Genomic DNA, 19,409 nt, shown 5'->3' on the forward strand with positions numbered 1-19,409 from the left:
CGGCAAATTATTCCATAGTTTAGAAAAATCCACCTAGATAAGAATTCTCCCGCACTCACAAATAAAGGTCAATCCATAACCATATTGTCGAAATGTTTAATAATCCCATTACATATTTCTCACGTTTTCCCCACTGCCGATTTGTTATTATATATGAAAGTCCCCGTAATGCTTCGACAAACAATACAATATTCCCAATATTAATTCGGAAAATCAGATCATTGTTTTTGTAAGCGCTACAAGCTAAAATTAAACAACATTCACCTAGTGAAAACACAAAGGCAATCTGCAACTATCTATGTAGGAGTGGATTTTAATGGACGAGCAGGGGAATTTCTTAATAGGATTGTTATGGGGGACGTCTATAAGTGTTCCGTTATGGATCGCGTTTTTCGGCTGGGTTAAATTAATGGTTCATCTTTTGTTATAAATAGTAAAAGCGTAAAGTTCAATCTCGGTTCTTTACGCTTTTTATTATGCTTTATAAATAATTATAACTCCCACCACCACTTATTCTCCACATACCATTGGATGGTTTGAGTAATCCCAATTTCGAAACTATACGTAGGTTTCCAACCCAGGTTTTCTAATTTTCTCGGATCAATGGCGTACCGCTTATCATGGCCAAGGCGATCAGGAACAAATTCAATTAAATTTTCTGATTTGCCATACCATGGCTACCTTCCCTGATAAGAATTATCTGTAACGTACATTTTGTTTCCTATTCTTAATAGCCACAATAAGAATAAGCGCTACCAATGCTCCAAAGGAATCATACAATACGTCTTTATAGGTTGCTACCCTTCCAGGCATAAAGGACTGGTGGTATTCATCTGTTATGGCATAAAGGATGGTTAGGAACCACGCAAGAAGAAATGAATAACGATAGGGTTCGAGGGCTTTAAATAACAATAGAGAAAGAATGCCGAACACGAGAACATGTGTTGATTTTCGAACAATTAGGTTTATTATATTAATTTCCTTGTTATCAGCACTCGGAGTATTGATCGTTTCATGCTCTTTTTCCACTACCTTATGAATTACTTTGGAGGTATTTGCACCTGTAAAATAGGGAAGTTGAGTAAAGCAATAGATTCCTGCCATCCAAATTACCGCTGCCACTGCCCACCATTTCCTCTTTCCCACCAAACAATCCTCCTCTCATGCTGCTTAACTAGACAAATATACCCTTGCCTGCTGCTTACAGGCAAGGGTGGAATGGTTAAACAGTTAAAGTTGCAAAATATTTGAGTTTCTCTAACAACCGTATTTATGTTATTACTTTAACGAATACTGCTTCTCAAAATACTCCCGATATTCTCCACTTATGATTTGCTCCCACCACCACTTATTATCTAAATACCATTGGATGGTTTGAGCAATTCCAGTTTCGAAATTATAGGTTGGTTTCCAGCCTAACATTTCTAATTTTGTCGGATCAATGGCGTAACGTTTGTCATGGCCAAGGCGATCTGTAACAAATTCTATAAGATCCTCGGTTTTACCAAGAGTGTTAATGATTGTTTTAACAACCTGTAAATTGGTACGCTCATTATGTCCGCCAACATTATAGACTTCACCATTAACCCCTTCATGCAAAACAAGGTCAATAGCCGCACAGTGGTCTAATACATGTAACCAGTCACGAATGTTTTTGCCGTCCCCATAGACCGGTACCTTTTCATCATTCAAAACGCGAGAAATCGTTAATGGAATAAGCTTCTCTGGGAAATGGTATGGTCCATAGTTATTTGAGCAGCGAGTAATATTGACCGGCAGTCCAAATGTCTCATGATAAGCGCGCACTAGCAAATCGGAAGATGCCTTACTTGCACTATACGGACTGTTCGGCTGCAATGGAGTTTCTTCAGTAAAGAAAGTAGTTGGATCAAAATCTAATTCTCCATACACCTCATCAGTCGAAACATGGACAAATTTAGTGATCCCAACCTGTTTGGCAGCGTCCAAAAGCACTTGTGTTCCCATTACATTCGTACGAACAAAAATTTCAGGATCCGTAATCGATCGATCCACATGGCTTTCAGCCGCGAAATGAACTACATAATCAAACTTTTCCTTTTCAAAAAGAGGAATGATTGTCTCACGGTCAGCAATATCCGCCTTAACAAAGAAATAATTATCTTTCTCCTCAATTTCACGATGCTTAGTTAAATCTCCAGCATAGGTTAATAAATCAAGATTATAAATATCATAGTTAGGATACTTGTTCACCATAAATTGAACAAAGTTCCCGCCAATAAAACCTGCTCCACCAGAAACCAGAATTTTTGTGCGTGCCATTATTTCACCTCATGTTTTAAAGCATTTAGGTATCTTTTTAGAGAATCCTGCCAATCTGGTAATGGCGTAAACCCATTACCAATTAATTTTTGTTTTGACATTCGCGAATTTTTTGGTCGAACGGCCCTTGTAGGATACTCTTCCGTTGCTATCGAATTTACTTTTACCTGTTTGCCTGCAAGCCGGAAGATTTCCTTCGCAAATTCCGCCCAGCTGCAAAATCCCTCATTTGTTGCATGATAGATTCCGTATTTCTCTGCCTGAATCATATCCACCAATAATTTGGCTAAATCAAATGTATTTGTTGGTGAACCTATTTGGTCGCCAACTACATTTAGCTCATTACGAGTTTCAGACAAGCTTAGCATGGTTTTAACAAAGTTATGACCATTTAAACCAAATACCCAGGATATTCGAACAATAAACCATTCTGACAATAGCGACTGTACAACTTGTTCTGCTTCATACTTGGTTAATCCGTAATACCCAACTGGATTTGGCTTATCTGTTTCAATAAACGGAAGTTCTCCCATACCATCAAATACATAATCTGTACTAATAAACATAAACTTAGCGTCTATTTCTTTTGCGGCCATTGCCAAATACTTTGTTCCGTTGACATTGACATCCCAGCATGTTTCTTTATTGTCTTCTGCCTTATCAACAGCTGTATAAGCCGCACAATGGATAATGGCATCAGGATTAAGTTCCATAACATATTTGGAAACCGCATGCTCGTCGGTTATATCCAAATCCTCTAAGCCAGTACCAATCACGTCAAGACCGCGTCTAAGTCCTTCATGTACAACATCATATCCTAGCTGCCCCGTATAACCTGTTACAAGTATTTTCATCTTCTATTCCCCATACATAAAATTATTGTCTGCTTCTGCTAAAAGAGGAGCAGTCTCATCTTTTGTTGATAACACAGGAGTAATATCCATCGGCCATTCAACCCCGATTGTAGGGTCATTCCAACTAATGCCTCTGTCACATTCAGGAGCATAGAGTTCATCCACTTCATATGGAACCTCAACGTCATCAGTTAGTGTCATAAAACCGTGAGCAAATCCTTTTGGAATTAATAATTGTTTTTTATTTTCTGCACTTAACTCAATTCCAAACCACTGGCCAAATGTAGGGCTTCCTTTCCGTATATCAACTGCAACATCAAATATTGCACCTTTAGTGCAGCGAACAAGCTTTGTTTGAGCTCTAGAATTTAACCGATAATGTAACCCTCTTAGAGTTCCTTTACCTTCGGAAAAAGACTGATTATCCTGAACAAATTTAATGATAATACCTGTTTCGAAAAAAGTTGCTTCACTATATGTTTCCATAAACCAACCACGGTGATCACCAAAAACCTTTGGCTCAATAATCCAACAATAATAATACAATTTTTAAAGGCCTACAAAAATGTAGACCCCATGTTTATTCTATCTATTAATTGAGTAAATAGTTTCTTCAATTTCATCCCAGGTTAAAATAAGTCTATGATTGTCTTCTTCTACTAATTGAGATCCTGTTTGTACTTCTATAAATTCTAAGTCTGTTACAGCCTTTACCGCATGCTTATCTCCAACAGGAATTTCTATAACGTCACCATGTCTAATTACTCTAAATTCGTCATTTAAAAGAAGAACTCCCTCTCCCTTCACAATTGTCCATACTTCTTGACGGTGATTATGGTATTGATAACTTAGGTTTTTACCTGCTGAAATATAAATACGTTTTGTTAAGACTTCTGTTTGATCATTATATTTAGTATGATCAAGTACACGGTACCAACCCCATCTCCGTTCTTCATACATTGGTCTTTGATCTAAATCGCCAATCATCTCTTTAACCCGTGGGCTTGCTTGCTTATCCGTAACCAAGATCCCATCTGGGCTTGCTGCAACAATAATATTAGATAATCCGAGTACAGACACAGGTATATCTAATTCATTAATAATATGAGTATTCTGCGAATCCAGGCTCATATTCGCATTCCCGAGAATAGTAGTTCCCATTTCCTCAGTTAAGGTATTCCATGTTCCTAAGTCTTTCCATTCACCATCATATGGAATTGCTACAATATACTTTGTTTTCTCCACCACTTCATAATCAAAGCTTATCTTCGGTAATTGCGAATAATTTGCTGATAATTCAACATAATTTGTAGGTAACCCCTTTTCCTCCAATAAAGAAATAATTCTTCCCAACTTAAACGCAAACACGCCACAATTCCAAAGAGCATATTGTTCTAATAACAATTTTGCTTCTTCTACATGCGGCTTTTCCTTAAAGTGGCTTACCTTGACAAATTCGTTATTTAAAGACTCTATATTAGGTATTATATATCCGTATTTTTCAGAGGGGAAGGTTGGCTTTACACCCATTAATGCTAATTCAGCATTAGATGTAGTTAATATATCTTGTAAATCTAGTAATCTAGCGAAAAATTTATCCTCAACGAATGAATCAACTGGTAATACTCCAACTATTTCATTACGGGAAGTGTTTTCCATTGAGAACATATATGATGCAGCCAAGGCAATGGCCGGGAAGGTGTCTCTTCTTTCCGGTTCTACAATAATAGGAACGTCCTTACCAATTTGATTTTGAATCATTTCTACCTGGGTTTTACTTGTTGCTATTACCGCTGATTCTGTTAAACCCAACTTATCCAATTGATTCCAGACTCTCTGTACCATAGATTGTAATGCGTTTTCCTCGTCCCGCAATACCTTCAAAAATTGTTTAGATCTTGCATCATTTGATAAGGGCCAAAGTCTTTTTCCTGAGCCGCCGGATAATAAAACTAATTTCATTTTTAGTCCCCCTAAATCAGTACACAAACTATAACCCTAGTTTATTACGATTTACATATTTTACCAATTATTAATAACATTTTTAATAAATCCTATAAGGATTGGTATATCCCGATCATATCTTTAACCATTTTTTCGGCAGTTAGACTATTATTTAAATAGTTAAATGAATTTATTGATAGCTGTTTTAGTCTGTCAGGGTCAGAAATAATATGTGACATTTTATCCATAAGAGGAATATTATTTTTATCTTTAGAAATTAAAAATCCTGTTTCACCATCAACTACATATTCACTAAGTGAACCGACATTATGTGCAATTACTGGTCTGCTAAAATAATACGCTAATGAAGTTATCCCACTTTGTGTTGCCGAATTATAGGGTAACACTACAACTGAACTTTTTCTAAAAATTGTTTCTATCTGATCCTCAGGTATTTCATAATTTAATATTTCATACCTCTCTTTACTTTTAATTAAAGGGAGATATTCATCCATACTACCTTCTCCGGCAATAATTGCTTTGCTATTTTTATTTTGCTTAAGTACCTGCTCAAAAGCCATTATGAAGTTTTCTAAACCCTTGTAGGGTCTTATCCTTCCAAAAAACAAAAACGTCGAGTGCTCAATTAATTCGCTATATTTTTCGCTTGGGTTTTCTGTAGCTAATTTTACATACTTAATTCGATTAGCTTCAATGTTTTTTTCTTCCTTTAAATAATCAACCTGTGATTGACCATGTAGTAATAGCAATATATTTTTATTGAAAAAAACCAATGAATTATGAATTTCCTTGAATTTGCTAATACCCTCCCCTGGATGAGGGATTGGATCATGCAAAGTATATACTACTTTATACTTTTTTAAAAAAAGTGAAATAAAATAATTCCATGGATGGTCTGATAAGAAATGAACAATATCAGGTTTTAGTTTATTTATTTTTCTTATAACTTTAATAAAATCATTTACGTAGAAAAATTCCTTATTAATAGAAGGCTTACGCATTGAAACTAATTTATATGTGTTTTCCTCATCATAATCATAATACTTTGAAGTAATTAGATGACATCGAGAAAAATTAATTGCTTGTGTAAAAATACTATTTGTATATCGTTGCATTCCTGGTGACGTAGCAAGTGATATATATACAACATTTAAATTATCGTTATTTACCTTATTCATCTAAATCGACTCCAAAAGGAATTATAAAAGCTCCTAGATAATATACTTAACTTTATTAAAAATTTATTATATCCTTCAGTGGAAAAATAAATGTTTAAACTTTTTACAAAAACATCATCTAAAAATTCGTTTCTTTTTTTGTATACCTCATCATGATAATGCGTTACAGAAGCAAGTGGATAATAGTATACATTGTAACCATTACCATATATTTTCTTTGATAATAAATCCTCTTCAAAATATAAAAATGTAGATTCATCAAAGTAACCAAGCTTTTTAAAAATGTCTGCCTTTACTAACATACAAGCCCCGATTAGTCTCCAAACTTTGGTCGGTTTGCTAATTTTCGTAATCCTAGCTTGTCTCATCTTATAAAATGGTAACCACAGAATTGGAAAAAGATATTTTAATGTATACTGAATCGGATTTACCTTTATATATGGCCCCTGTTGAGTCCCACTATTTAATAACACTTTAGGACCAACCAATGCAATATTCTTATTCGAATGGAGATACTCTCCTAATTGATTCAAAGTAAGGTCTGAATTTAATTTAATATCTGGATTAATAATTAAAATATCATCTACTTTAAATTTTTTTAATGCAGTTTTAACAAGCCGGTTATTTCCTATAGCAAATCCAGGATTATCATCGTAATTTTCTAAAATTACATCTAAGCCTCTTGACTTAAATTTATCAACTATCTGATTAGTCAAGGATGATTCTCCCTCAGATGGTTGTATATTCCCAATAATTACTTTCAAGTCAACTTTCTTTTGCTCTTCTAAACTTTGTAGTAACTGTTGTAAATACTCAGGTTGATGGAAATTTAATATTACTGCCAATGTAGTTCTCATTTTATCTGTAACTCCTTTTTATTGGTTATATTTCCTTTGTATACTATTTGTAAGGAATAGCCCAAAAGGAATATATTAAGTAAAAGTAGTTTATAGTTTAGAAGCGCCCCACCTGAAATTAGATTATAAAAAATGAAATAATATAGAGGATATCTAAAATTACTTTTATATCTTATTAGATTTACGATTAAATACAAAATAAATAGTAATACTGGTACAATCAATACGCCCAAGATTACCGTGTAAAATAATAAAGTTGAGTGAGCAAATGTCGGATAACCCTCCAATTGCATCTGCATTTGTGAATTATAAAAGCTAAAGTATAGCCCTAACGGGTAATTCATCAGGATTTCTATTGCTGCTGAAAAAGAATCTAATCTTCCTAAACCAGACGAATCAGTAAATATATAATCTAGAAATCTCCCCTTAAAAAGGTAATAAAAAGGTTCCTTGATTCGTTCAAATTGTGTTGAAGTAGAAATTTTATATACCACTACTGGAACTACGATCATGAAGCCTAATACAATAGAATAAATTTTAATTGGAGATAGTTGCATCAGCTTTTTTATTATAACTTTATTCTTTTTAATGACTAAAAGAATTAAAAAGAAAAAGATGTATAAGAGGTCTTTTCTAGAACCGGTTAATGCAATTGCACCCATTGCAAATAAGATAAAAACGAACTTATATTTAAAGTCTCTATTATAGAGTAAATAAACAACAAAAATGGAAATGATATAGGATGTTTCCCCATGGTTTAAGTTTGGAGCAGTATACCTATTTTGAAACTCATACAATCCGGTACCCATACCTGTCAACTTAGCAAAATAAACCCCAAGAATAGTTATTAAACTAAATACGAACCATAGTTTGTCATTTTCTTTATTATCATAAGAAAAGACAAAATAAAAAAAGCATAGGGACATGCCAACTTGAAAGTATAATTCCCAAGAAAAAAACATAGTAGGATTATGATAATATAAACCCGCCAGAAATATATCCTTTATAAAAACCATTAAAAAAAACAGGACCAACAGATAAAAGTACCTAATTTTTTTATAGAAAATCGAAGTAATACCAGCTATTATTACAGGAAAATACAAAAAACTTACATGGAATGAGTAAAGATAATAATGAATAAAGGATGTTTTTTCAAAAGAATATATAGATGTTAATTTATATAAATCATTCGGAATGATAATTAAAAACAAGCAATAATATAACATGATATTTTTAATATCTAATTTTATCTTCATTTAAATAACTCCATGAATTTTTTACTGTCCTGAAATATATCTATATTTTCTCTTATTGCTTCTTTATCCCAATTCCACCATTCTATTTCATTCAATTTATTGATCTCGTCTTCAGAAAATCTATACCCAATAACTTTTGCTGGGGAACCAGCAACTATTTCATAATCATTAACATTTTTTGTTACTACTGAGCCCGCTCCAATAATAGCACCATTTCCGATTTTACTTACTTTACTGGTAATGATTGCATTTTGACCAATCCAAACATCATGGCCTATTTCTATCTTTGTTCTTGTTATACTTTCTTTTTTTACAAAGTTAAAAACTGGATTATAAATAATTGGGTGTGTAGTAATAAAGTTTTTAGGATGGTCACCATTGTAAATATGAACGTTGGGAGCAAATGAACAATATTTCCCTATTGAGGTGCCTCTTGGTATTTTTGTATGCTCGAAACATCCTCCATAACTACCAATCCCAATGTGTATGTTATGGATATCTTTAAATAATCGGCGGATAAGAGGACTCCACGCCTCTCCGCCATTAAATTTTGCAATCAGTTTTATTAACTTCCGTTTATGAGGATTTGTCAATTTTTTATAAATAGTTTTTATTAGAAAATAATTACCCATACCTACAATTTCCCTTCAATTATTCTAATAAAAGTACCGACAAATCCCTTAGCATTATTTTTTAAACTATTCTTTAAAAGAAGCTTTCTTAATAGGTTTCTATCATATTTTGGTATTTTTCTATTAAGTAACTTCATTGTTAATAAACGAACTGGCAGTTGGCTCCTTCTGCTTTTTTGGAAGGGTTGGATTTTGTCGATATAAGTTAAATCCTTTAATGGCTCTAATGATAAAGAATTATTTTCCATCATTTCTTTTAACAGATCTTCACCTTTTTCCGTTCTACCGATAACTAGGCTAGTTCCAGCGCCTTCCTTGAAAGTTGGGTAACCCTTCTCATCGCCAACCCAACCATCACCGCAGCTTATGTCTGCAAATTCACCAATACCGTCAATACACATCTTACATCTGTTGTTGAGCTTTTTATTTAGGATTTTACCCCAAGATTCCTCATAATCAGATGAAAACTCATTCGTATTAGTCTTGACTACTGTTTTACCCGGCCAGCCATTCCCTCTATACCTAAATGAAACAACATCTTTTTCCTCGACATTATGACTATTTAGAATATCAATGGTGGCGCTATGGCTTGGAACCCCTGCACAAAAGAAGGAAATCATATACTTAAATGTTTCTTCAATAGTGGGGTTAACCATTGCATATTTTCTCATAGCGACAATATCACAAGGCTTTCCAACTACTGCATATTTTTTCTGCGTATTTAATAGTTCGTTAACCGTGGTCAATGGTGCACTAGGTGCATATCTGCTACCGGAATTAACTAATATTTCTTCTCTTGAGGTGCTAATTTTTACTTCGTTTAAAAGTGGATTAATGTCACAAACACCAATGTGAAGGACTGCATCTATATATTTATTTTCTATAAGATATACTAATATTGCTGAAATTACTCCACCCGAAGATCCTCTGTATCGGATTTCGTCATTTAAGGAATGGCCAAGTCCCATAGACTTGCTATTCCCCCAAAGAGTATTTTCAACGTTCTTATCCTTATTTAGTGCATAATGAGATAGTCCCAACCCGGGGCAAACGGAATTTAAAAGCTTTGTCTCTTCCTGGCTTAGCTCTTCTTCATCTTTTAGTACTGGCTGTAAAAATCCCCTATCAGAAAGTTTCATATTCACTTTTTTATTAAATAAAGATTCACATAGGCCGCAACCTGAACATAAATTATTACTTGTGATTTCTTCTAAAGAGAGCATTTTACTTATCATCCCTTTTCTCTTAAAGATTTTATATCTTTAATCGATACAATCTTTTTCTTGAATATTACAAATACATATATGCCTACAAAAACAAGCCCAGAAAGGAAAAAGTTAACAATGTGATTTGATAAAAATATAGAAGATAAAATCTTCGTTATGATTATGATTGGTAGTGTAATAACAGATATTTTCACTATAAAAGTCCACTCAAGCATTTTAGCAATGCTAATACCGCTAAATTTCTGTGTATACCATAGCTGTAAATAAACGATTAAAGAATGCATTAAAACGGCTGAAAGAACAGCACCATATAGTCCAAATATTTTACTAAACATCCAAAGAAAAACCACATTCGATACTGTTGCAAATACTGTATTCATTAAAATATGATTTTGTTTATTTAGTATAATTAATACATTACTAAACGTCGTAACAGATAAAAGTAACTTAGTTAAATAAATTACAAAAATAAACTTTGCACTTAGAAACTTATGCCCAAAAACAAGTTGAATATATTCCATGCTATAAAAGAGTAGAAACCAAAAAATTGGAATAACCACGACTACACTTATTTTAAAGACATTATTCCATATATCAAAACTGCTTTTTATTATTTTCGTCTCTGAGTAGATTTCTGTCATCTTTCCAAGCACTAAGGTTGACAGTGTTACAACTAGGATTGAAATGATTGGTATAGGCATTACTCCAGCGGAATAAATGGCAAACTGGCTTCTACTGAAGAATACCAAAACAAAAATGGAATCCAAATAGATATTTACATTTTGTATCACTGCGTTAAGCCCTAATGCAAATGACCTTTTAAACAAATTCTTAATAATAGTTATATCTAATTTAAAGGAAATATCCTTATATATCGTAATCATTAAAACTATTAATCTTACTATATCGACAATCAATATACCATATAGAATATTTAATAGTTCAGTTTCCAGTAATGTAAAAAAAGTGCCCACTAATGAAAGGATTACATATGCTATAAGCGAAAATATTGCATATTTCCTAACTTTTTTAACTACTACAAATTTATTTTCAAGTAAGGCAAAAAAAGCCTGAAGAATCGCACTTAAAATAGTGACTTTATAAAACATACTGTTTAAATCTTTGTAAATGAAGGAAATCAGAAGATAAATAAACAATATAATTGAGCAATATAAAATAAAAACAATAGTGCTATTCCAAAATATTTTATTTTTTGTTTCATTTTCCTTTTCGAGATTATAAAGGTAAAGGAAAACAAGGTTAACTCCCCAAGGAAGAATGACAACACCTAATGAAATTAATAGATTATATTCTCTAAATAAGGCATTTGTTGGTAGATCATACATTCTTGCAATAAGCATTGTTAAAAGTAGTAAGTAAACTGCTCTAGCAAATTTACTTACTGTAATAATCAATGAATCTTTTAGTAATTTATTCATAAGTAATCTACTCGATTTTATCTTTTATTATGTTAAATTTCTTAATGGCCGTTTTGATATTATCGGATAGAGTATTTTTTAGTTTATCTCTGTTTTCGAAGTTATCCTTAATAATTCTAATGATTTGCTTATTGTCATAGACTTTTGGATCTGCAACAGCGTCGCCGGCACCTAAGTCATTCCAAATTCCATGGAATTTCCTACTGTAAGCAATTGGAACTGTAGGGACAAATGAAGAGATTGCTGCTATACAAGCATGCATTCTTCCTCCAATAAAGAAATCCATTTGGGCAATAAGACCTTTAATTTCATGCTCTTTTAAGTTCCCATCTAAAACAAAAATTCTTTTTTCGTAATTCCCTTTAAAATACTCCAAAACATTCAATGAAGCTAATAGGTCATTTTCAACTTCAAAGCCTTCCGGAACTACATGTGGAGTTAAAACAATTACCGTTTCAGGTATTGTCATGAAATACTCTATAATAGAAATAGATAATTCATTATATGGTTCCTTGAATCCAAACATATTATCTTTACTATATCCTCCGTTATAAAGTAAACCGCTTATATTCAACCCAATGAAAATCGGTTGTTTTTCATTACCACGATATAAATCTTTTAAGTTCACCTTGTCATCTTTTTTCATATAAAATGCAATATCAGGTGTCCTATTAACCGGCTTTTTAATACCTAAATCTTCTTTCACTACTTTTTCACTTATGGAATCTCTGACAAATATCTCGCTAGCATTATTTAGTAAATTTCTTGCTATCAGTTGAGATGATTTCTTCTTAAATGGGCCAATAGTTTGTGGCATAAAAACTAATTTTACCCCATTTTTATTACAAAGATACTTTACGATTGAGTGAAGTATTAATCTTTTTTGGCCGTAAATATCACTAAAACTATCGCCTTCACTTATATCCAACACCTGGTCAAAGCCTTTTAAGAAGGTTTTCAATTCGGAAATGTATTTAGAAAGTGATAAAGGATTTTTCATATTTTGTTTAAATTTAAATGGTATCTCTTTCACAGATAATTCTTTATTTGAACTTTGAATTTTGTGTGTCCTTACTTGATCCGTGCTATATGATAATATTTCGATTTTATCTACTTGTAAATTATCTATTAAATAATTTATTGTTCCCCTTGTTAATGCGTTAACACCCTTGTTGCCTGAAATCAACGAGGCACCTACAATCAAAAATTTCATTTAATAACTCTCCTCATATCCTTGCACTTAAATTAAATTTCAAATGGAAAAGATGAAGCAATAAGGGTCTCCATCTTAGTTTTGTTCACTATATTTCACTTTTCTACTAATAAGCACCTTTTCTCATTAATACCTGTACAATTGTTTTAAAAATAATTTTTATATCTAGGGTTAAACTCCTATTATAGACATAGTACAACTCTATTTCTACTCTCTCTGGATACCCAATATCACTTCTTCCACATACTTGCCAGTATCCTGTTATTCCTGGTTTTACAGATAAGAAATCCGCCTTTTTATCATTGTATTCATTTAACTCTTCCACTACAACTGGCCTCGGGCCTACTAAACTCATATCCCCTTTTAATACATTGAGGAATTGTGGAAGTTCATCTAAACTAGTTTTACGAATAAATCTTCCGAATTCAGTAATTCTTGGGTCTTCATCTTGCTCCAACTTAAAGTTATTATTTATATATTTATTGTACAATTCTTTGTTTTCTTTTAATTTATTTTCAGCATCCACTACCATAGATCTGAATTTATAAATATAAAATTTACGTCCATCTTTTCCAATCCTAACTTGCCTAAAAAAGATTGGGCCTTTATTTGGCCCAAAAAAATAAAAACTACTTAATACTATTAAACATGGGAAGGTTAACAAAAGTCCGATTGTTGCCCCAATAATATCTATTAACCTTTTAACAACTAAATACAATTTATTTTCGTTTTCTTTTAATACTAATGATTTTTCTCCTTCAATATAACTAACCTCTTGATTTGCAAGATTAGACATCCATGACCCCTACCTTCTCTCAATACCAAAACTTTTTCTTCTCTAGTAATGCAATTAGATTTTTAAGATAATATAGTACATTATAATGAAGTTCTTCGTTCGGCAACGCAAATTTAATAGTGCGACATAACACCAAATACCTTTAAAATCACATGCATACATTTTTTCAGTTTAATTCAGCTAGTTATCGCAACTTTTAATCCGGATTTCTTCAACTACGCATGGTTCTTGAGGAACTTCAAATATAAAACAAATACGGTAAATATGACATCTCATGCGGAATTTAAATATTTTGATTTTATTTCTATTTAACCTAACTCTCTTTTGCAAGAAAAAAACTTTTTCCGGTAGGGTCTTCACTCTTGATTAAAATGCCGATAATAATTAATAGAGGACTTAATAGAATGATTCCACCTAATGTACCGACATCTCTTTGTAAAAAGATAGAGCCTTCCGTCATGTACTATACTTTAGAGCTCTGTTTTTTCAAATAACTAACATTCTGATTTGCTAAATTATGCAACTGTGACCCCTTCCTTCTCTCTATACCAGTACTTTTTCTTTTTCTGATGAAGAAACTAGATTTTTTAGGTACTCTAGCATGTCATCGTGGAGATCTTCATGCTGCAGTGCAAATTCGATTGTAGTTTTAACAAACCCAAACTTTTCACCGACATCATACCGTTTACCTTCAAAATCATAGGCAAACACCCGTTGAATTTGATTTAGCTGGTGAATCGCATCAGTTAACTGAATTTCCCCTCCGGCACCTGTTTCTTGACGTTCCAAGAACATGAAAATTTCCGGCGTTAACACATAGCGGCCCATTATTGCTAGATTAGACGGAGCTGTACCTTGCTTTGGTTTTTCTACGAAATTACTTACTTGGTAGCGACGGCCATCCTGCATGGAAAGGTCAATAATGCCATAACGATGGGTTTCATTGTCAGGTACCTGTTGCACACCGATCACAGAAGAAAAGGTTTCTTCATATTGGTTTATTAATTGTTTTAAGCAAGGTGTGTCGCTTTGGACGATATCATCGCCCAACAGCACCGCAAACGGTTCATTTCCGATAAAGTTTCGTGCACACCATACTGCATGCCCAAGGCCTTTCGGCTCTTTTTGGCGAATATAATGGATGTCTGCTAGATTGGAAGAATATTGCACCTTATCTAACAAGTCATATTTTTCCTTCTCAATCAGGTTTCGTTCAAGCTCCGGCGCCATGTCAAAATGGTCTTCAATCGCGCGCTTCCCTTTACCTGTTACAATGATAATATCCTCAATCCCTGACGCCACCGCTTCCTCCACTATGTATTGAATAGTGGGCTTGTCCACAATTGGGAGCATTTCCTTTGGCATTGCTTTTGTCACTGGTAGAAATCTTGTTCCCAGACCAGCTGCCGGGATGATGGCTTTTCTTACTTTTTTCAAACTTTTCTCCTCCGTTTTCTCTATTTCGCTTTTCTAAATATATGGTCAAAAAAATAAATATCTAATGGAATTGCAAGTGCTTTCACACTTATTCTTTCATTAGATATCTATTCATCTTGTTATTTTAAATCGGGCATCTAACCCGTCCTCACGTCATGCTCTCGACGACTCGCGTCTAAGGCCTGTCCTACTATCGACCCACAGCATGACCGAGTGCCCCCATGGATAACGGACAGGGAAGCCTCGCCGTTCAGGTATTAAGCCTGATTAAGATGTTTAATTTTTTGTAATCTCAACTCAGCTTAATTTTTTCATGGATCGCCCCATCAGGGCGGTTATTTTATTCAGGTTAGAAGATACCCAAGAACTTTTTCTTTTTCACGCGTTCCGGAATCTCTTTATACACATGCTGCCCTGCAATCACCAGCTCAGCATTCTCCTTCAGCATATACACCAGTTCATTTCCGTATTTCTCTTGAATGAGACTATAAGCCTCTTTCATTTTAAAATTCCTGTTCCCGGTATTATGGGCATCAGAGGCGATGAAATGGGTTAAACTTGCTTCAATTAACTGCAGTGAAAAACCTTTAATCTTTTTTCCAAAATCACCGCAAACACTTGCAGCTGTTATTTGTGTTAATGCGCCTTTTTTCACAAGCTGATACAACACTTCCGGCTGTTCGACAATTTGCTGATTCCGTTCCGGATGGACAATAATCGGAGTCAGGCCGTTTAGCTGCATATCGAAGAACAACTTATCCGTGTATCTTGGAACATGGCTCGATGAGAACTCGACCAATACATACTGCGAATGGTTTACCGGCATGATCTCTCCCAGCTCGTATCCTTCCAGCAATTCGCCATGGAGGCGCACTTCCTGACCTGGGAGCACTTTTAAATCTATTTTTTCCGCCTGAAAAACTTGGTTTAATTTTTCTACTTCCCCAATAATCGTCTGCTTCGGGTTTTCGTATTGATTATTGAGATGATGCGGCGTTGCGACAATTGTCGTAATTCCCTGTTCTACAGCCTTTCGCGCCATTTCGATACTTTCGGCTAAATCTCTTGCCCCATCATCCACTTGGGGCAAGATATGACAATGTAAATCCACCATTTTCCCCGCCCCTTTCCAGTAAACTGTTAATTTTCTAGTACTTTATCATCTTACCAAAGTCGAAAGTAACAGGAAAGGGGGAAGATTTGTCGAAATTTGTTACTTCGCACCGTATGACCCATAGTAATAATAGTAATCGCTCTTTTGAACATCCTTATGGTTTAATACGACACCCAACAGTTTGCTTTGGGCATTTCCAAGCAATTCCTTCGCCTTCTTGGCCTGGTCAATTTCTGTCTTTTCACTAAATACGACTAAGATCGAGCCGTCCACTTGGTTCGCCAAAATTTGCGGGTCCGCCACCGCTAATAATGGCGGTGTATCAAAAATGATATAGTCAAACTCTTCCTTTGCTTCCTCGATAAATTGCTCCATCGATTTCGAGCTCAACAGCTCAGCAGGGTTGGGCGGAATCGGCCCGCTTGTTAAAATATATAAATCCAGCTCTTCGGTTTCTTGGATTGTTTTATCCATTGATCGTTGCTTTGTTAATACGGTCGTAAATCCGAATAAATTATCTACCGCAAACGTATGATGTACCGTCGGCTTACGAAGGTCAGCATCGACCAATAAAACCTTCTTGCCTAACTGGGCGAATGTCACCGCAAGGTTTGAGGCGGTTGTTGACTTTCCTTCTCCAGGGCCGGATGAGGTAACCATGATTGCTCTAATTTCTTCATCGATAGAAGAGTACTGGATATTCGTCCGAATCGTCCGGTATTGCTCCGCAATCGGTGATTTCGGTGCAATCGCCGTAATCAGTTTGCGGCCCGGGTCTCTGCTCAGTTGTTTTTTCTTTTTTCTAAGAGCCAACTGTCTCACCTCTTACCCTTGAATTTCTTGCTGATCGTCTTGCCTTTAGTTCTTCCATCTTTTGATCATCAATCGTGGAGATGACCCCTAAAATCGGAAGTCCCAATTCTTTTTCTATATCCTGCTCGTTTTTAATTGTGCTATCGAAGTATTCCAGCAGGAATGCCACTCCGACACCAGCCATTAAACCGACTACAAGTGCAATCGCCACGTTCATTAACGGTCTCGGTTTGATGGGTGATGGATTCTCACCTACATCCGCCTTGGCGAGGATGCTGACGTTATCGACGTTCATGATATTGGCAATTTCCTTTTTAAACACTTCAGCTGTCTTATTGGCAATTAGTGCAGCAGTGTCAGGATTCGGGTCCTGAACCGATACATTTACCACTTGGGAATCCTTTTCGCTGCCGACGGTAATTTTTTCATTCAATTGCGCGGCATTCATGCCTAAATCAAGGTCATCTGCCACAATATCTAGAATCGCCGGGCTTTTGATTATGACATTGTAGGTATTAATCAATTGAAGGTTGGTCTGTACTTCACTCGGGCTGTAAAATGCTTGGTCATTTTTCGCTTGGTTGACAAGAATCTGCGTTGAAGCCTGATAAATCGGGGTTAAGAAAAAATAACTGACAACGCCGCTGACAAGGCCGGCAATCGCAGTAATGGAAATGATTAATAACAATCGCTTTTTAAGCGTCTCGAACAACTCTTTCAAACTAATAGTCTCTTCCATTTTGTCCTCCTAAATATCTACATACAATTGGATATTATATCATAATTTGTCGTATATTTTCAGTCTTTTGTCGAAACATCACTCTTTTAATTAAACAACTTTTTGTAAGATTTTTGAAGGGGTTTTACTATTTTGGTAATAAGTTCTTTTATTAATTTTGACAAACCCCGTCATAATTTGTAATTTTTCGTAGAATCAAGAGGATAGTTGGAAGATATTTCTGCTATAATAGGATTGCACTAGATTTGGGGGTTATCACACATGCAGAAAGTCCTGACCTTACTATTATGTATCGCATTTATAGCCGTACTCTATGTAGGCCAATCCCATTGGAATGACAAAATAACGGGCACATCGGCCAAAAATAAACAGACCGGCACCTTAAGCCAGGGGGAAGCTGCTGAAGAAGAGCAGGCTCCGATGGATGAAAAGCTGCTGGCGTTAACGAAAAACTGGCCCGCCGAAGCCGCGGAGAACTTTAAGAAGAAGTTGGTCGCCGGGGATAGCTTTAAAATCCTGTTTGTCGGCTCACCCGCTATCGGTACTGAAAGTGAAGGCGTCTTCCCGCTTGTCAAACAGGGGCTGCTTGCTGCCTATGGGGCAGACCATCTTGAGGTGGGACTGAAGACGTATAATTCCACTTCCAATTATTTGATTAAAGAAAATAAAACCGCAGAAATCGCTGCTGAACAGGCTGACCTTGTTGTCATCGAACCGTTTATGCTTAAGAATAACGGTTTGGTCTCGCCGGCGAATACCTTTAACGATTTAAGCAAAATCATCGAAGACGTGCGTTCTGCGAAGCCGGAAACGGTGTTTATCATTCAGCCATCCTATCCTATATACAAAGCGGACATCTATCCGAAGCAAACCTCTCAGCTGAAGACCTTTGCCGAGGAACAGAAGCTTACCTACCTTGATCACTGGACCGCTTGGCCTGATGCGAATACCGAAGGGTTCAAAGACTACATAACCGCCGATAAAAAAGCGGTAACCGACAAAGGCGCCCAGGTGTGGAGCCTGTACCTTATCGAATATTTTGTCCAAAAAAGCGAATCCTAGTAATGGATTCGTTTTTTTTGCATAAACTCATCGATTGGCGAGACCGTTTGGACGGTTCATGAGGCGTAGTTGAATTTATGCGGCAGCTAAAAAAAGCCACTGGAGTCCGCTCCAGCAGCTTATCTTCTTCCTATCTATATTAGCAGCCTGCCACTAAATGTTTCAGTTCTGTTTTTAAATCGGCCATCAGTTGTTCAATGGTCAGTTCGTCCTCGGTCATTCCTTTTTCATAAGCCTTTTTCACGATCTCGCTAAAATCCACACTTGTTCTGGTTATGTTGTTTCCCTTCGACTCCAATTCCCACTAACGACCTCCCATACATATTTTTAACAATAGTAATAGAAAACCAGTGAAATGTAAATAGATTTCCAGTCGAATTTTGGCACAATTATGTGAAATTTGTAGAGTTAGAATATTTAGGACTATTACTCATGACAAATTCCACGCCGTTAAGCGTTTATTTTTATTTTTCCTTCAAAATTTACCAATTCGGCGCCCATAATATTAGCAATCTATGGTAAAATGA

At 35.1% G+C, this 19,409-nt stretch carries 19 protein-coding genes and 1 pseudogene; 1 reads left to right on the forward strand and 19 read right to left on the reverse strand.

What is annotated here, in order from left to right:
• Nucleotides 1–491: 491 nt before the first annotated feature.
• The 18 genes and pseudogenes from AR334_RS28855 to AR334_RS10805 form a co-directional block, all read right to left on the reverse strand.
• A pseudogene (locus AR334_RS28855) lies at nt 492–668 on the reverse strand (dTDP-glucose 4,6-dehydratase); the annotation flags it as partial.
• A gap of 28 nt (nt 669–696) precedes the next feature.
• On the reverse strand, nt 697–1,146 hold the full coding sequence (locus AR334_RS10725; protein WP_066309668.1) for a VanZ family protein: 450 nt from the start codon (nt 1,144–1,146) through the stop codon (nt 697–699).
• 132 nt (nt 1,147–1,278) lie between these two features.
• The gene (rfbB, locus tag AR334_RS10730) at nt 1,279–2,301 is read right to left on the reverse strand and encodes a dTDP-glucose 4,6-dehydratase (protein WP_066309674.1); all 1,023 of its coding nucleotides are present in this window, start codon (nt 2,299–2,301) and stop codon (nt 1,279–1,281) included.
• Nucleotides 2,301–3,155, reverse strand: coding sequence for a dTDP-4-dehydrorhamnose reductase (gene rfbD / locus AR334_RS10735; protein ID WP_066309678.1), 855 nt, complete (start codon nt 3,153–3,155; stop codon nt 2,301–2,303). The genes rfbB and rfbD overlap by 1 nt, the downstream gene beginning before the upstream one ends.
• A gap of 3 nt (nt 3,156–3,158) precedes the next feature.
• A complete protein-coding gene (gene rfbC / locus AR334_RS10740) occupies nt 3,159–3,701 on the reverse strand; it encodes a dTDP-4-dehydrorhamnose 3,5-epimerase (RefSeq protein WP_066309681.1) in 543 nt (180 codons plus the stop codon).
• 39 nt (nt 3,702–3,740) lie between these two features.
• A complete protein-coding gene (locus tag AR334_RS10745; protein WP_066309683.1) occupies nt 3,741–5,117 on the reverse strand; it encodes a sugar phosphate nucleotidyltransferase in 1,377 nt (458 codons plus the stop codon).
• A 92-nt stretch (nt 5,118–5,209) separates the two neighbouring features.
• Nucleotides 5,210–6,298 carry a glycosyltransferase family 4 protein gene (locus AR334_RS10750; RefSeq protein WP_066309684.1) on the reverse strand — a complete coding sequence of 363 codons (1,089 nt, stop codon included), beginning with the start codon at nt 6,296–6,298 and terminating at the stop codon, nt 5,210–5,212.
• On the reverse strand, nt 6,295–7,155 hold the full coding sequence (locus tag AR334_RS10755) for a glycosyltransferase (RefSeq protein WP_066309691.1): 861 nt from the start codon (nt 7,153–7,155) through the stop codon (nt 6,295–6,297). The genes AR334_RS10750 and AR334_RS10755 overlap by 4 nt, the downstream gene beginning before the upstream one ends.
• On the reverse strand, nt 7,152–8,411 hold the full coding sequence (locus AR334_RS10760; protein WP_066309693.1) for a hypothetical protein: 1,260 nt from the start codon (nt 8,409–8,411) through the stop codon (nt 7,152–7,154). The genes AR334_RS10755 and AR334_RS10760 overlap by 4 nt, the downstream gene beginning before the upstream one ends.
• The gene (locus tag AR334_RS10765; RefSeq protein ID WP_066309696.1) at nt 8,408–9,043 is read right to left on the reverse strand and encodes a CatB-related O-acetyltransferase; all 636 of its coding nucleotides are present in this window, start codon (nt 9,041–9,043) and stop codon (nt 8,408–8,410) included. Before AR334_RS10765 ends, AR334_RS10760 begins: the two co-directional genes overlap by 4 nt.
• 2 nt (nt 9,044–9,045) lie before the next feature.
• Nucleotides 9,046–10,278, reverse strand: a complete 1,233-nt coding sequence (locus AR334_RS10770; RefSeq protein WP_066309699.1) for a Coenzyme F420 hydrogenase/dehydrogenase, beta subunit C-terminal domain — start codon at nt 10,276–10,278, stop codon at nt 9,046–9,048.
• The gene (locus AR334_RS10775; protein WP_066309702.1) at nt 10,275–11,708 is read right to left on the reverse strand and encodes a polysaccharide biosynthesis C-terminal domain-containing protein; all 1,434 of its coding nucleotides are present in this window, start codon (nt 11,706–11,708) and stop codon (nt 10,275–10,277) included. Before AR334_RS10775 ends, AR334_RS10770 begins: the two co-directional genes overlap by 4 nt.
• Before the next feature lie 7 nt (nt 11,709–11,715).
• Complete coding sequence (locus AR334_RS10780; RefSeq protein ID WP_066309705.1) at nt 11,716–12,921, reverse strand: polysaccharide pyruvyl transferase family protein; 1,206 nt, start codon at nt 12,919–12,921, stop codon at nt 11,716–11,718.
• A 106-nt stretch (nt 12,922–13,027) separates the two neighbouring features.
• Complete coding sequence (locus tag AR334_RS10785) at nt 13,028–13,717, reverse strand: sugar transferase (RefSeq protein ID WP_066309707.1); 690 nt, start codon at nt 13,715–13,717, stop codon at nt 13,028–13,030.
• Between the two features lie 543 nt (nt 13,718–14,260).
• A complete protein-coding gene (gene galU / locus AR334_RS10790; RefSeq protein ID WP_066309709.1) occupies nt 14,261–15,154 on the reverse strand; it encodes a UTP--glucose-1-phosphate uridylyltransferase GalU in 894 nt (297 codons plus the stop codon).
• A 349-nt stretch (nt 15,155–15,503) separates the two neighbouring features.
• Nucleotides 15,504–16,268 carry a tyrosine-protein phosphatase gene (locus tag AR334_RS10795; RefSeq protein WP_066309714.1) on the reverse strand — a complete coding sequence of 255 codons (765 nt, stop codon included), beginning with the start codon at nt 16,266–16,268 and terminating at the stop codon, nt 15,504–15,506.
• 99 nt (nt 16,269–16,367) lie between these two features.
• Nucleotides 16,368–17,081 carry a CpsD/CapB family tyrosine-protein kinase gene (locus AR334_RS10800; RefSeq protein WP_066309716.1) on the reverse strand — a complete coding sequence of 238 codons (714 nt, stop codon included), beginning with the start codon at nt 17,079–17,081 and terminating at the stop codon, nt 16,368–16,370.
• On the reverse strand, nt 17,071–17,820 hold the full coding sequence (locus tag AR334_RS10805) for a YveK family protein (RefSeq protein ID WP_066309718.1): 750 nt from the start codon (nt 17,818–17,820) through the stop codon (nt 17,071–17,073). The genes AR334_RS10800 and AR334_RS10805 overlap by 11 nt, the downstream gene beginning before the upstream one ends.
• Nucleotides 17,821–18,081: 261 nt before the next feature.
• On the opposite strand from AR334_RS10805, the gene AR334_RS10810 reads away from it, so the two are divergent.
• Nucleotides 18,082–18,882 carry an SGNH/GDSL hydrolase family protein gene (locus tag AR334_RS10810; RefSeq protein WP_066309720.1) on the forward strand — a complete coding sequence of 267 codons (801 nt, stop codon included), beginning with the start codon at nt 18,082–18,084 and terminating at the stop codon, nt 18,880–18,882.
• A 139-nt stretch (nt 18,883–19,021) separates the two neighbouring features.
• Here the strand turns inward: AR334_RS10810 and AR334_RS29910 are convergent, their stop codons facing one another.
• On the reverse strand, nt 19,022–19,180 hold the full coding sequence (locus AR334_RS29910) for a hypothetical protein (RefSeq protein WP_172799208.1): 159 nt from the start codon (nt 19,178–19,180) through the stop codon (nt 19,022–19,024).
• Nucleotides 19,181–19,409: the final 229 nt, after the last annotated feature.

Origin of the sequence: Bacillus sp. FJAT-29814 (assembly GCF_001510715.1) — a bacterium.
Taxonomy (GTDB): domain Bacteria; phylum Bacillota; class Bacilli; order Bacillales; family Cytobacillaceae; genus Neobacillus.

What these genes read in the sequence shown, in the direction of transcription:
- AR334_RS10770 (WP_066309699.1), bottom strand. Translation starts at nt 10,278, where the DNA reads ATGATAAGTAAAATGCTCTCTTTAGAAGAAATCACAAGTAATAATTTA.
- rfbD (WP_066309678.1), bottom strand. Translation starts at nt 3,155, where the DNA reads ATGAAAATACTTGTAACAGGTTATACGGGGCAGCTAGGATATGATGTT.
- AR334_RS10795 (WP_066309714.1), bottom strand. Translation starts at nt 16,268, where the DNA reads ATGGTGGATTTACATTGTCATATCTTGCCCCAAGTGGATGATGGGGCA.
- AR334_RS10750 (WP_066309684.1), bottom strand. Translation starts at nt 6,298, where the DNA reads ATGAATAAGGTAAATAACGATAATTTAAATGTTGTATATATATCACTT.
- AR334_RS10780 (WP_066309705.1), bottom strand. Translation starts at nt 12,921, where the DNA reads ATGAAATTTTTGATTGTAGGTGCCTCGTTGATTTCAGGCAACAAGGGT.
- AR334_RS10805 (WP_066309718.1), bottom strand. Translation starts at nt 17,820, where the DNA reads ATGGAAGAGACTATTAGTTTGAAAGAGTTGTTCGAGACGCTTAAAAAG.
- AR334_RS10765 (WP_066309696.1), bottom strand. Translation starts at nt 9,043, where the DNA reads ATGGGTAATTATTTTCTAATAAAAACTATTTATAAAAAATTGACAAAT.
- AR334_RS10775 (WP_066309702.1), bottom strand. Translation starts at nt 11,708, where the DNA reads ATGAATAAATTACTAAAAGATTCATTGATTATTACAGTAAGTAAATTT.
- AR334_RS10785 (WP_066309707.1), bottom strand. Translation starts at nt 13,717, where the DNA reads ATGTCTAATCTTGCAAATCAAGAGGTTAGTTATATTGAAGGAGAAAAA.
- AR334_RS10745 (WP_066309683.1), bottom strand. Translation starts at nt 5,117, where the DNA reads ATGAAATTAGTTTTATTATCCGGCGGCTCAGGAAAAAGACTTTGGCCC.
- AR334_RS10810 (WP_066309720.1), top strand. Translation starts at nt 18,082, where the DNA reads ATGCAGAAAGTCCTGACCTTACTATTATGTATCGCATTTATAGCCGTA.
- AR334_RS10755 (WP_066309691.1), bottom strand. Translation starts at nt 7,155, where the DNA reads ATGAGAACTACATTGGCAGTAATATTAAATTTCCATCAACCTGAGTAT.
- AR334_RS10760 (WP_066309693.1), bottom strand. Translation starts at nt 8,411, where the DNA reads ATGAAGATAAAATTAGATATTAAAAATATCATGTTATATTATTGCTTG.
- rfbB (WP_066309674.1), bottom strand. Translation starts at nt 2,301, where the DNA reads ATGGCACGCACAAAAATTCTGGTTTCTGGTGGAGCAGGTTTTATTGGC.